Below are 12,074 nucleotides of genomic sequence, written 5' to 3'. Positions count from 1 at the left end.
GTGACGGCGAGGTGACGGCCAGGTGACGGCGGAGGGTAGCGGCGTGACGGCGGGCCGCGCGGAAACTAAGCCGCAGTTCCGTCCGCGCGGGGCGGCCCTATCTTGCCCGGCCGGCACTCTCTTCGGTCTGGGAGCGGACACTGGGTCGGACGCACATCATCGGCATCCACGGGCTCGCCAACAAGCCGCCCCGGGACGAGAAGGCCGCCTGGTGGCGCGCCGCGATCCGCGAGGGGCTCGACCGCAATCTCGGGCTCCGGGTCGCGGAGCCCGACCTGCCCTTCACCTTCGTCTACTGGGCCGACCTGCGCTACCCGCAGCCGCTCGCGGGCGACCGCAACCGCGAGCCCTACCGCCCCGATCACGGCCTCGGGCCGTTCCCCTCCCCGGCGGGGGAGCCGGAGCGCGCCGAGCCGACCCTCACCGACCGGATCTACCGCGGCCTGTCGCACCTGCAGGAGGCCGCCGGTCTGACGCCGGTGGACGACCTGATCCTGGAATACCGCCTCGACGACCTCTGGGGCTACTACGAGGACGCGGACTTCCGGGCGGCGGCGCGGGCGCGCCTGCGCGACGCCCTGGCGGCGGCCGCGGCGGACCGCGTGCTGATCGCCGCGCACTCGATGGGCGGCCTGATCGCCTACGACGTGCTGCGCGCCGCCGAGGCGGACGGGACGCCGATGCCCCGCTGCGACCTCGTCACCCTCGGCGCGCCCCTCGGGCTCGCCGAATTGAAGCTGAAGCTCGCCGACGAGCACGGCGACCTCCGGGTGCCTGCGGCGCTCGCCGCCTGGACCAACCTGATGGATCGCCAGGACATCGCCACGGTGGGCGACGACCTCGCGGCCCTCTACGCGCCGAACGCCGCCGGGGTGCGGGTGCGGGACGTACCGGTGATCAACGCCTACCGGAGGCCGGACGGCGCCGAGAACCGGCACAAATCCTACGGCTACCTGCGGACCCCGGAATTCGCCCGGGTCGTGGCCGGGTTCCTGGACGCCGCGGCGTGAGCGATCCGGGGAGGTGCCGCGCTCCGCCGCGCGCCGCCTCCCCGACCCCGGACGCGCGCCGCCCGGGTCGGGGCGCGGGCCTGCCGGGCCTCAGAGCCGGCCCGGCACCACCTCGCGCAGGACGCGCTCCGTGGCGGCATCCTCGATCTTGTTGATCAGCCGCTTCGCCTCGTGTTCGTCGCGCAGGGTCTTGGCCAGGGTGAAGGTCGTGCCCGTGAGGAACAGCGACGCCATGGCGAGGTAGCCCTTGATCCAGATGTCGGCGGGCAGGAAGAAGATGCCGAACGTCAACATGGCGGCGGCGACGGCGAAGCTGACCAGCGTGAAGGTCTTCCAGGCGCCGGTATGGGGCATCTGCGGTGTCATGGTGCGGTCTCCTGAGGAATGATCGAAGGGGAAGCGGTGCGGCGCCGGTCAGGCGCCGGCCCTGAGGCGGTCGAGCACGGCCCGCGGGTCGGTGCGGGGGCGGCCGTAGCCCGCCGCCTCGAGATCGGCCTCGATCCCGCCCGCGGCCTCGGCCTCGAGCGCGGTCAGCGCGGCGGCGACGTCCGCCTCGGCCGCCTGCCGCTCGCGCAGGCGCGCCAGCGTCCGCTCGGCCTCCCCGAGCGCCCCCGCCGACAGGGTCGTGACCCGGCGGCCCTCCAGTCCGGCCCGCCGCAGCGCCTCGGTGGTGCGGGCGGTCTGGAGCCCGCGGTCGAGGTCCCGCAGGCGCTCGCCGCCCTGCGCGACCAGGCCCTTCAGCCGCTCGACCTCCGCGGCGAAGCGCTCGGCGGCGGCCCGGCGGTCGGCCCGCTCGTCCTCCAGGGCGGCGATGTGGATCGCCGCCTCGGTCCCGAGATCCTCGCGCCCGTCGCTGAGCGCCCGCCGCGCCCCGTCCGACAGGGTGTCGATGCGGGTGCCGATGGCGTCGAGGGCGCGCGCCTCGGCGGCGTGGTAGGCCATGGCGACGGCGAGTTCCCGTCGGGCGGTCGCCAGGGCGCCGGCGGCGTCCCGGATCTGCTGGCGCAGGATCGTCACGGCATGGGCGTCGTGGATCGCCTGGGCGTTGTCGGCGATCACGCCGCGCATCAGGAAGGAGAGGGTCCTCATCACGGTTCACCTCGCGGGAACGACGGGCCGGACCGCGTCCGGATTTGATTGAACGTCGTTCATGAAACAAGTAAACACGGGACGTGCCGGGCCGCAAGGGATAAAATGAACGAGGTTCATAAAAAAGTGAGGGGGCGGCCGCGGAAGGAGCCCGGCGATCGGGCGGCCGATCGCCAGGCCCTGATTGCGGCCGCGGTGGCGATCCTGAACGCGGGCGGCGCGGCGGCGCTGACCGCCCGCGGCGTCGCGGAGCGGGCCGGCACGGCGGTCGGCTCGGTCTACACGCAGTTCGACAGCCTGGAAGTGCTGCGCCTGGAGGCGAACGCCGTCACCATGCGCCGGCTCCGGGACACCCTCGTGGGGGCGCTAGCGGCCTGTCCGTCGCGGGAGACGGAGGCGCGGCTCCTGTGCCTGGCCGACGCGTATCTCGCCTTCGCGGCCGAGCACCACGCCGCCTGGGCGGCGATCTTCGAGCGGCGCACGGTGGCGGCGCCGGACTCGGTGCAGGCCGACATCGCGGCCCTGTTCGGGATCCTGGAGGGGGTGCTGCGCGACGGTGGCCGCCTCGGCGAGGCGGCGATCCCCGTGATGGCGCGGGCGCTGTGGTCCAGCGTCCACGGCATGACCTATCTCGCCGATCTCGGCAGCCTGGGTCCCCTCGGGGTCAGCGACGTGCGGCCGATGATCGACGCGCTGGTGCGGGCCGCGGTCCGGGGCTTCTCCGCGGGCTGAGCGCCGCCCGCCCGCCCGCGGGGGCCCCGCCCCTCAGGCCACCCTCAGGCCGCGCCCTCAGGCAGCCTGGACCTCGGCCAGGAAGGCCTTCACGGCGTGGTCGAGCTCGTCCGAGCCGCGGGTGAGGTCGCGTGCGGCCGCCAGCACCTGCTCGGAGGCGCTGCCGGTCTCGTCGGCGCCGCGGCGCAGGTCGACGACGTTCTCGGACACGCCCTGCGCCCCGGTGGCGGCGCTCGCCACGCCGCGGACGATCTCCTGGATGGCGGCGTTCTGCTCCTCCATGGCGGCCGCGACCCCGACCGCGATGCCGCGCATCTCCTCGATGGTCCGGCCGACCGCGCCGATCGCCGCGACCGCGTCCCGGGTCTCACCCTGGATCCGGCCGATCTGGCCGGAGATCTCCTCGGTCGCCTTGGCGGTCTGCTCGGCCAGCGCCTTCACCTCGGAGGCGACGACCGCGAAGCCGCGCCCGGCCGCGCCCGCGCGGGCCGCCTCGATCGTGGCGTTGAGCGCCAGCAGGTTGGTCTGGCCGGCGATCGAGGCGATCAGGCCGACCACGTCGCCGATCTTCTCGGTGCCGGCGGCGAGCGCCCGCACGGTCGCCTCGCCCTGGCGGGTGCTGATCGCGGCCTGCCCGGCGATCTCCGAGGCGCGGTTCACCTGCCCGGCGATCTCCTGGACCGAGGCCGACATCTCCTCGGTGGCCGCCGCGGCGGTCTGGACGTCGGCGGAGGTGCCGGCCGCCTGCGCGGCCACCGCGCCGGTGCGCTCGGTGGTGTGGGCGGCCGTGACGGTCAGCGTCCGCGCCGTCGCCTCGAGGTCGGCGGCCGCCGTCGCGAGGCCGCGGCTCAGGGTCCCGGCCCGGGTCTCGAAGGACCGGGTCAGCCGGTCGAGGGCGGCGGCCCGCCGGGCATCCCCGTCGGCGCTGGCGGCGGCGCGGGCGTCGGTCTCGGCCTTGGCGATCAGCGCGTCCTTGAACACCTGCACGGCGCCCGCCATGGCGCCGATCTCGTCCCGGCGCTCCCGTGCCGGCACCGGCACGGCGGTCTCGCCGGCCGCGAGGCGGTGCATGGCGCCGTTCAGCGCGCGCAGCGGCCGCGTCAGCCGCCGGCCGATCAGCGCCGCGAGCAGGCCGATCAGCGCCACCACCACGAGCATGCCGGCCGCCGCCTTCCAGGCCGCGTCCCGCAGGATCGCCGCGGTGTCGTCGGCGTAGATGCCGGTGCCGATCACCCAGCCCCAGGGGGCGAAGCCGCGCACGTAGGAGAGCTTCGGCACGGGGGCGTCGGCGCCGGGCTTCGGCCAGTAATAGTCGACGAAGCCCTGCCCCTGCCGCTTCACCGTCTCGACGAAGTCGACGAACAGGCGCTTGCCGGTGGGATCCTGCACGGCGGCGAGATCCTTGCCCTCCAGCTCGGGCTTGATCGGGTGGGCGACCATGCGGGGCTGCATGTCGTTGACCCAGAAGTACTCCTTGTCGTCGTAGCGCAGGGCCTTGAGGGCCCGGATCGCGGCGCCTTGCGCGTCCGCCCGGGACAGGCGCCCGGCCCGCTCCTCGCCCTCGAAATAGGCCGCGACCCCGTAGGCGACGTCCGTGAGGTTCCGCGTCTTGGCCATCCGGTCCTGCTCGACCTGGGATTTCAGGCTGACGAGCCCGATGCCCGAGACCGCGACGATGCCGACCAGCGCGGTGGCCGTGATGGTGTGGAGCTTCGCTCCGAGCCCGATCTTCACCCGCGCCCCCGCGATGATGATTGCAAGAAGATGATTTCAACCTGCGATATTTTGCAGCTTCTGCGTTAGCGGAGCGTGAAGACGGCCTTGCGCGCGCCGGCCCGAGCCTGTCCACTCCCCGTCCAACGAAAGCCCGGCGCCGCTCAGGATCGCGCCGGGCCACAGGGAGAAGCGTCATGGTGCGTACGTCTCGGACGGGCTCGCTGCTGCCGGGCCGCCGTCGGCTCCTGCGGGCGGGATCGGTCCTCCTGCTGGCCGGGCTGGCGCTCGCCACCCCCGCCCGGGCCGACGATGCCAAGGTCCGGATCAGCCGGCAGCCGGGCTTCGTCTACCTGCCCGCGGTGCTGGCCGAGCAGCACAAGCTGATCGAGAAGCACGCCAAGGCCGCGGGCCTCGGGGACGTCACGGTGGAGTGGGTCAACCTGACGAGCGGCGCCGCCGGCAACGACGCGCTGCTCTCGGGCAACATCGACATCGTCGACAGCGGCTCGACCAACATGCTGCTGCTCAACGACCGCACCAAGGGCGACGTGAAGGGCCTGTGCGGGGTCGGCACCACGCCGATGATGCTGCTCACCCGCAATCCGGACGTGAAGGAACTCAAGGACTTCTCGTCCAAGGACAAGATCGCCCTGCCCTCCGTGAAGGTCTCGTCCCAGGCTGTGCTGCTGCAGATCGCCGCCAAGAAGGCGTTCGGGCCCGAGAACGCCACCAAGCTCGACCCGCTCACCGTCCAGCTCGGCCATCCCGACGCCGTGGCGGCGCTGGCGAGCCCGCACAACGAGGTCAACAGCCACTTCTCGCTGCCGCCGTTCCAGCAGCGCGAGCTGCAGGACCCGGCGATCCACAAGGTGCTCAATTCCTACGAGATGGTCGGCGAGCCGGTGAGCAACGCGATCTTCTACGCCCGGACCGGCTGGTACAACCGCAACCCGAAGCTCGCCGCCGCCATCGTGGCGGCCATCGACGAGGCCAATGCCGAGATCGCCCGGGATCCGCTGAAGGCCGCCAAGGACTACGTCGCGGCCACCAACGAGAAGACGCCCCCCGAGACCCTGGTCGAGATCATGAAGGAGCCCGGGACGAACTTCTCCACCACGCCCTACGGCATCATGCTCCAGGCCCGGCACTTCTACGCGATGAAGACCATCAAGACCGAGCCCAAGGACTGGAAGGACACGTTCTTCCCGATCGTCCACAACCTGCCGGGGCGGTAGGACCCCGGCCGCTCAGTGCGCCTCCACGGGCCCGGCGGCGCGCTGCGGCTTCTTGAGGATGGCCACCACGGCGAGGCTCGCCACGAGGCTCACGCCCACCAGCCAGAACCCGTCCGCGTAGGCCATCACGTAGGCCTCGCGGCGGACCTGGGCGGCGAGCTGGCCCAGCGCGACGCCCTTGGCGGCCAGCGGGTCGGCGATGCGGGCGTGCATCCCGGCGGCGAGCGCCGCGAGCCGGTCCTGGGTGCGGGTGGCGTTGACGGTGATCGCCTCGGCCAGCATCGAGAAGTGGAAGTGCTCCCGCCGGTCGATCATCGTCGACAGCATGGCGATGCCGATTGAGCCGCCGAGGTTGCGCATCATGTTCGACAGGGCGGAGGCGTCCGCGGTGTCGCGCGGGGCGAGGCCGACGGTGGAGAGCTGCGACAGCGGAATGGTGAAGAGCGGCTGGCCGACGGCCCGCATCAGCTGCGGCAGGATCAGCTGGTCGGCGCCGACATCGTGGGTCAGGCCGACGTTGATCCAGCAGCTCGCGATGAAGAACAGCGTGCCGGTGACCACCAGCACCCGGGCGTCGAAGGTCCGCATCAGCAGCGGCATCATCGGGAAGAGGACGAGCTGCGGCAGGCCCGACCACATCACCACGTAGCCGATCTGCTGGGCGTTGTAGCCCTGGATCTGCGCGCAGTAGACCGGGATGATGTAGATCGACCCGAACGAGACCGCGCCCAGCACGGTCATCAGCACGCAGGCGCCGCCGACCGAGCGGTTGGCCAGGACCCGCAGGTTGATGAACGGGCGCTCGGTCGTGAGCTCGCGGACGATGAAGCCGGCGATGCCGGCCGCCGCCAGCAGCGACATGTTCACGATGACCTGCGAGCCGAACCAGTCCTTGCGCTGGCCCTCCTCCAGCACGTAGGTCAGGGCCGGCAGGCCGATCGCCATCAGGCCGATGCCGATCCAGTCGCCCTTGAGCAGCTCGCCCCAGCGCGCCGGCACGCTGTCGAAGGCGCCGAGCTGGATCGCCGCCGCCACGGGTCCGAAGATCAGGTTCAGGTAGAAGATGTAGTGCCACGACAGGTTGTCGGTGAGCCAGCCGCCGACCGTCGGGCCGATCGCGGGCGCGAAGGTCGCGGTCAGCCCGAACAGCGCGATGCCGATGGGCTGCTGCGCCTTCGAGAGCCGGGTGCGCACGATCACGATGGCGGTGGGGATCAGCACGCCGCCGGTGAAGCCCTGGCCGGCCCGGAACAGGATCATCTGGCCCAAGGTCGTCGACAGCGCGCAGGCCAGCGAGAAGGCGGTGAACAGCATGGTGTTCACCGCGAGGTAGCGGCGCAGGCCGATCACCGAGGACAGCCAGCCGGTGAGCGGGATCACGATGATCTCGGCCATCAGGTAGGCGGTGGAGATCCAGCTGCCCTCCTCGGTGGAGGCGCCGAGCGCCCCCTGGATGTCGGCGAGCGACGCGTTGGTGATCTGGATGTCGAGGATCGCCGTGAAGGCGCCGAGGATCGCGCCGAACACGGCGAGCCAGTCCCGGGCGCTCGCCTTCGCCTCGGGCACGGCCACGGCCGGCACGGGGCTCGTCGGGGCCGGACTCATCGGGGCCGGACTCATCGGGGCAGGGCCTCGCTGACGAGGGCCGGAGCGGGCCTCGGCCGGGCGGGCCGCACCGGCTCGACCGGATCCTGGGTGTGGACCGTGGCCTCCACCGACAGGCCCGGGCGCAGGCGGGCGATGAGCGGATCCGACGGGTCGAGGGCGACGCGCACCGGCACGCGCTGCACCACCTTGGTGAAGTTGCCGGTGGCGTTCTCCGGCGGCAGCAGCGCGAATTGCGAGCCGGTGCCCGGGGAGAAGCTCTCGATCCGGCCCCGGAACGCGTGGTCGCCGAAGGCGTCGACCGTGAAGGTGACGCGCTGGCCCTCGACCATGCGGCCGGTCTGGGTCTCCTTGAAGTTCGCCACGAGGTAGATGTCGCGGCCCATCGGCACGAGGGTCAGGAGCCCGGTGCCGGCCGAGACGACCTGCCCGATCCGCAGCGCCCGGTCGCCGGCCACGCCGTCGATCGGCGCCACGATGGTGGTGTAGCTCAGGTCGAGCCTCACCCCCTCGACCTTGGCCTGCGCGCCCTCAAGGCTCGCGCGGGTGCTGGCCTCGAGCGCCTGCAGGCTGTCGATCTGCTTCTGCGCGGCGTCCAGGGAGGCGGCGGCCTTGTCGCGGGCGGCGTGGCGCTGGCGCAGGTCGGACTCCGCCTGCTGCTGGCGCTGCACCGTGCCGGACCCGGTCTGCAGCAGGTTCTGGTAGCGGGTGTATTCCTGCTGCGCGAAGGTGAGGGCGGCCTCGGCGTTGGCGAGGTCGGCCCGCGATGAGGCGACCTGCGCCCGCTGCTGGACGATCGCCGAGGCGACGCCCAGGATCTGCGCCCGGTCCTTCTCGACCTCGGCCTCGGCCTGCCTGAGCTGGACCCGGTAGGACCGGTCGTCGAGGCGGGCGATGACGTCCCCGGCCTTCACCGGCTGGTTGTCGCCGACCAGCACCGCCGCGACGGTGCCGGCGATGCGCGGCGCCACCGTGACCTTGTCGGACTGGAGATAGGCGTCGTCGGTCACCTCGAGGAAGCGCCCGACACTCCACCAGTGCCAGCCGTAGGTCCCGACCCCGCCCAGCGCGAGCAGGCCGAGGAGGGGCAGCACGATCCGCGCGCGGCGGCGGCGCGGCGCCGGTGCGGAGACGGTGGCCGGGACCGGCGCGGAGACCGGGGGCGTGACAGCCGCGGTGGTCGGGGCGGTGACCGGCGCACCCGCGACCGGGTCGGCGCTCTTGAAGCTGTCGCTGCGACGTGCGTCCATCGGGTCTGGCCAGAATCAAAACGGTACGGTATCGTTTTAATAGGACGAACGGCGGTGGTGAGCAAGGAGGATCGCGGGGTGACGGTCACGGAGATCGAGCGGGCGGAGGCGGGCCCGCGGCGCGGCGGCCGGCCGACCCGCGCGGAGGCGGCCCGGCGCGAGGCGCACCTGATCGCGGTGGCGACGACCCTGTTCCTGGAGCGCGGCTTCGACGCCACCTCCATCGACGCGGTGGCCGAGGCCGCCGGGATGAGCAAGCCGACGGTCTACGCGCGCTACCGCGACAAGCGGGCCCTGTTCGAGGCGGTCCTGCGCGAGCGGATCGCCGCGTGGCTGGCGCCGCTCTCGGCGGCCGCCGAGGCCCAGGCCGCGCAGGGCGGGAGCGACGACCTCGAGACCGCCCTGGAGGATCTCAGCCGCACCCTGCTGGCCCACGGGCAGTCGCCGGGCGCGGCGATGCTCAAGCGCAACCTCGTGGCCCAGGCGCTGCAGTTCCCCGAGCTCGCCCGCCTCGCCCACGAGGAGGGCTGGCTGCGCGGCGTGCGCGCGGTGGCGCAGCTGCTCGACGCCTTCGCGCGGCGCGGGCGGATCGCCGTGGCGGATCCGGAGATCGCGGCCGACCTGTTCCTCAGCCTCGTCCTCGGCCGGTCGTCCCAGGCGACCCTCTACGGCATCGCCACCGACCCGGAGGCGCAGGAGCGGCGGCGGCAGGCGGCGGTGCGGCTGTTCCTCGACGGGGTGCGCCCCCGCTGAGGGGCGGACCGGAACGTTGTTGCGCCGCAAGGGCTGCGTTATCTTCGGGAGTGGGACCGACGGCGGCTACCGCCGGTCCCTGGCATTCACCGTTTCAGGTGTTGCCGAGGCCAGAGAGGAATGGCGAGGCGGAGCGTCAATCTCCACTCGCCATTCGCTTTTCTGGACCATGCCAGAGAGATGACCATCCTCTGCACTCCCGGCCGCGACCGGCCGTGCGCGGCCTTCGCGGGTGAGTCGGTCAGGCTCACGGCACGAGCTTAGCCATTATTCCCGGGACCCGGAGAATCCGCGTCGGCGCCTCGAGCCCGCGATTGCGCCCCTCCCCGCCCGGGCCTATAGTGCGTCATCCCCATTCGACAGCGTGAGACGGGACATCCGGATCGGTCATCCGGAGCCCGCGGCCCGATGCCCGGCCCCCGTCCCGCCAGGCCGGAGCACGAGAAGCATGTCCCAGGGTCCGCTGATGCCGAAGGCGACCGCCGTCTGGCTGGTCGAGAACACCTCGCTCGCCTTCGAGCAGATCGCCGATTTCTGCAAGCTGCACCCGCTGGAGGTGAAGGGCATCGCCGACGGCGAGGTCGCGGCCGGCATCAAGGGGCTCGACCCGGTCTCCACCGGCCAGCTCACCCGCGACGAGATCGAGAAGGCCCAGAAGGCGCCGCACTACAAGCTCAAGCCCGCCGTCTCGAAGGTGAAGCTGCCGGAGGTGAAGCGCACCACCAAGGGCCCGCGCTACACTCCCCTCTCCCGCCGCCAGGACCGGCCGAACGCCATCCTGTGGCTGCTGCGCAACCACCCCGAGCTGAAGGATTCGCAGATCATCCGGCTCGTGGGCACCACCAAGTCGACGATCCAGCAGATCCGCGAGCGCACCCACTGGAACTCGGGCTCGCTCCAGCCGATGGACCCGGTCACCCTCGGCCTGACCACCCAGATCAACCTCGATTTCGAGGTCCAGCGCGCGGCGGCCGACCGCCCGGCCGCGGTGGCGGCCGAATCCGGCGCCTCGCTGCTGCCGACCGAGGTCTCCACGGCCCGCGACGCCGACGAGCGGGACCACGAGGACGATCACGGCGGCCGCGAGGAGCGGCTCGACGCCGATTCGGTCTTCGCCAAGCTCAAGGGCCGGCACCAGGACGAGGACGACGAGGACTAGGACCAGGACTAGGACCGGCCCCCGCTCCGACCGAGCGGGGGCCGGACCGGCCTATTCCGGCAGCGGTCGGCCCCGCGTCTCCGGCATGAACCACGGCACCACGAGGCCGATCACGTAGACGCTCGACAGGGTCAGCGCCGCCGCGGCGACGCCCCCGAAGGCGGTCACGATCTGCCCGGCCAGGATCGGGAAGATCCAGGCGATCAGCCGCGCGCCGTTGAAGACCGCGCTCGACGCCGTCGCCCGGACCGCCGGGGTGAACAGCTCCGCGAGGTAGATCGCCATCCACGAGAAGGCGAAGCCCAGGGTGAAGAACCCGTTCAGGAAGGCGAGCGCCATGAACGGCACGAGCCCGCCGGTCCAGAGGTAGCAGGCGAGCGACGTGGCGATGCAGCCGGCATAGGTCACGAGCAGGAAGGCGCGGCGCCCGATCGCGTCGGCCACGAAGCCCGAGATCACGTAGGCGGCGATCGCCCCGATATTGTAGACGATGCCCATGCGCGGGCCCCAGACATTGGCCGGCGCGCCCGCGGCCTTGGCGAGCCCCTCCGTGTAGGCCGGCAGCCAGGACGAGACCGCCCACCAGCCCACCGTGGTGGCGAAGGACAGGAGCGTGGCGAGGAGGACCCGCCGCCGGCTCTCGGGCTCGCGGAAGATCTCCGTCAGGGAGAACGGGCGCCGCGCGCTCCGCGGGGCCCGGTCCGCGTCCTCCGCGGTGGCCGCCCAGCGCTGCGCCTTGAGCGCCCGCATCCACTGCTCGGATTCCTCCAGCGCCCGGCGCAGGTACAGGCACACGAAGGCCGGCAGCGCGCCCAGCGCGAACAGGATCCGCCAGGATTCCGCGCCCAGGGGCTCGGTGGCGGCGAGTACGGCCCACACGATGGCGGCGAGCACCGCGCCGCCGCCGAAGCCCGATTGCAGGAAGCCGCAGCCCTTCGGGCGGGCCCGGTTCGGCCAGGTCTCGGCCACGAGGGCGATGCCGGTGGACCATTCCGAGCCGATGGCGAGCCCGGTGATGAAGCGCAGGACGGCGAGCTGCGTGAAGCTCTCCGCGAAGGCGGTGAGCCCCGTGAACAGCGCGTAGCCCAGGATCGACACCATCATCATGCGCTTGCGGCCGATGTAGTCGGCCGCGATCCCGCCGATCAGGCCGCCGATCCCCCAGCCGAGCAGCGTGATGCCGATGGCGAGGCCCACGTAGAAGGCCGGCGCCTGGGCCTGCTCGGGGGTGAGGATCGAGGCCAGCGCCGGGCGCAGGGCGTAGACCAGGGCCACCGCCTCGTAGCCGTCGAAGATCCAGCCGAGATAGCTGCCCCACAGGATCCGCCAGTGGCGCCGGGTGAGACCCGCGTGCCACGGTGCGCCGGCCGCCTCGCGCATGCCCACGTCGCCCGCGTCCGTCGCCCGCTCCTCCCGCCCGGGACGCGTCTGCGGCGCCCGCCCCGCCCTGATAGGTCGGTTGTGGCATCGGGTCGACCATATCCGGGCGGCCGATCCGGCGCCCCGGCGATCACGATCGCATCAC

The 12,074-nt window shown here is 72.5% G+C and carries 11 protein-coding genes; 5 read left to right on the top strand and 6 right to left on the bottom strand.

The window, feature by feature from the left end; translation table 11 throughout:
• The first annotated feature begins 140 nt into the window (after positions 1-140).
• Positions 141-1,010 (top strand): hypothetical protein, encoded by an 870-nt coding sequence (locus tag C4T42_RS09350; protein ID WP_103985027.1) that lies wholly within the window; start codon positions 141-143, stop codon positions 1,008-1,010.
• 90 nt (positions 1,011-1,100) lie between these two features.
• Here the strand turns inward: C4T42_RS09350 and C4T42_RS09345 are convergent, their stop codons facing one another.
• Positions 1,101-1,376: a YiaA/YiaB family inner membrane protein gene (locus C4T42_RS09345; protein ID WP_020093331.1), complete on the bottom strand. Its 276-nt coding sequence runs from the start codon at positions 1,374-1,376 to the stop codon at positions 1,101-1,103.
• 48 nt (positions 1,377-1,424) lie between these two features.
• Positions 1,425-2,099, bottom strand: coding sequence for a PspA/IM30 family protein (locus C4T42_RS09340; RefSeq protein WP_020093330.1), 675 nt, complete (start codon positions 2,097-2,099; stop codon positions 1,425-1,427).
• Between the two features lie 105 nt (positions 2,100-2,204).
• Between C4T42_RS09340 and C4T42_RS09335 the strand changes: the two genes are divergently transcribed.
• On the top strand, positions 2,205-2,831 hold the full coding sequence (locus tag C4T42_RS09335; protein WP_103985026.1) for a TetR/AcrR family transcriptional regulator: 627 nt from the start codon (positions 2,205-2,207) through the stop codon (positions 2,829-2,831).
• Positions 2,832-2,888: 57 nt separating this feature from the next.
• On the opposite strand, the gene C4T42_RS09330 is transcribed toward C4T42_RS09335, so the two are convergent.
• Positions 2,889-4,565, bottom strand: a complete 1,677-nt coding sequence (locus tag C4T42_RS09330) for a cache domain-containing protein (protein ID WP_020093328.1) — start codon at positions 4,563-4,565, stop codon at positions 2,889-2,891.
• A gap of 176 nt (positions 4,566-4,741) precedes the next feature.
• Here C4T42_RS09330 and C4T42_RS09325 point away from each other — a divergent pair, with 176 nt between their 5' ends.
• Positions 4,742-5,782: an ABC transporter substrate-binding protein gene (locus C4T42_RS09325; protein ID WP_020093327.1), complete on the top strand. Its 1,041-nt coding sequence runs from the start codon at positions 4,742-4,744 to the stop codon at positions 5,780-5,782.
• A gap of 12 nt (positions 5,783-5,794) precedes the next feature.
• Here the strand turns inward: C4T42_RS09325 and C4T42_RS09320 are convergent, their stop codons facing one another.
• Both C4T42_RS09320 and C4T42_RS09315 read right to left on the bottom strand, forming a co-directional pair.
• On the bottom strand, positions 5,795-7,387 hold the full coding sequence (locus C4T42_RS09320) for a DHA2 family efflux MFS transporter permease subunit (RefSeq protein ID WP_103985025.1): 1,593 nt from the start codon (positions 7,385-7,387) through the stop codon (positions 5,795-5,797).
• Positions 7,388-7,398: 11 nt separating this feature from the next.
• Positions 7,399-8,637: an HlyD family secretion protein gene (locus tag C4T42_RS09315; RefSeq protein WP_020093325.1), complete on the bottom strand. Its 1,239-nt coding sequence runs from the start codon at positions 8,635-8,637 to the stop codon at positions 7,399-7,401.
• Positions 8,638-8,715: 78 nt separating this feature from the next.
• On the opposite strand from C4T42_RS09315, the gene C4T42_RS09310 reads away from it, so the two are divergent.
• Both C4T42_RS09310 and C4T42_RS09305 read left to right on the top strand, forming a co-directional pair.
• Positions 8,716-9,390 (top strand): TetR/AcrR family transcriptional regulator, encoded by a 675-nt coding sequence (locus C4T42_RS09310; RefSeq protein ID WP_103985067.1) that lies wholly within the window; start codon positions 8,716-8,718, stop codon positions 9,388-9,390.
• A gap of 448 nt (positions 9,391-9,838) precedes the next feature.
• Positions 9,839-10,549, top strand: coding sequence for a cell cycle transcriptional regulator TrcR (locus C4T42_RS09305; RefSeq protein WP_020093323.1), 711 nt, complete (start codon positions 9,839-9,841; stop codon positions 10,547-10,549).
• Between the two features lie 51 nt (positions 10,550-10,600).
• Here the strand turns inward: C4T42_RS09305 and C4T42_RS09300 are convergent, their stop codons facing one another.
• The gene (locus tag C4T42_RS09300; RefSeq protein ID WP_103985024.1) at positions 10,601-11,929 is read right to left on the bottom strand and encodes an MFS transporter; all 1,329 of its coding nucleotides are present in this window, start codon (positions 11,927-11,929) and stop codon (positions 10,601-10,603) included.
• Between the last annotated feature and the right edge of the window lie 145 nt (positions 11,930-12,074).

Origin of the sequence: Methylobacterium sp. 190mf, assembly GCF_900107945.1 — a bacterium.
GTDB lineage: Bacteria > Pseudomonadota > Alphaproteobacteria > Rhizobiales > Beijerinckiaceae > Methylobacterium.
This window is presented reverse-complemented; position numbering and strand designations above follow the sequence as displayed.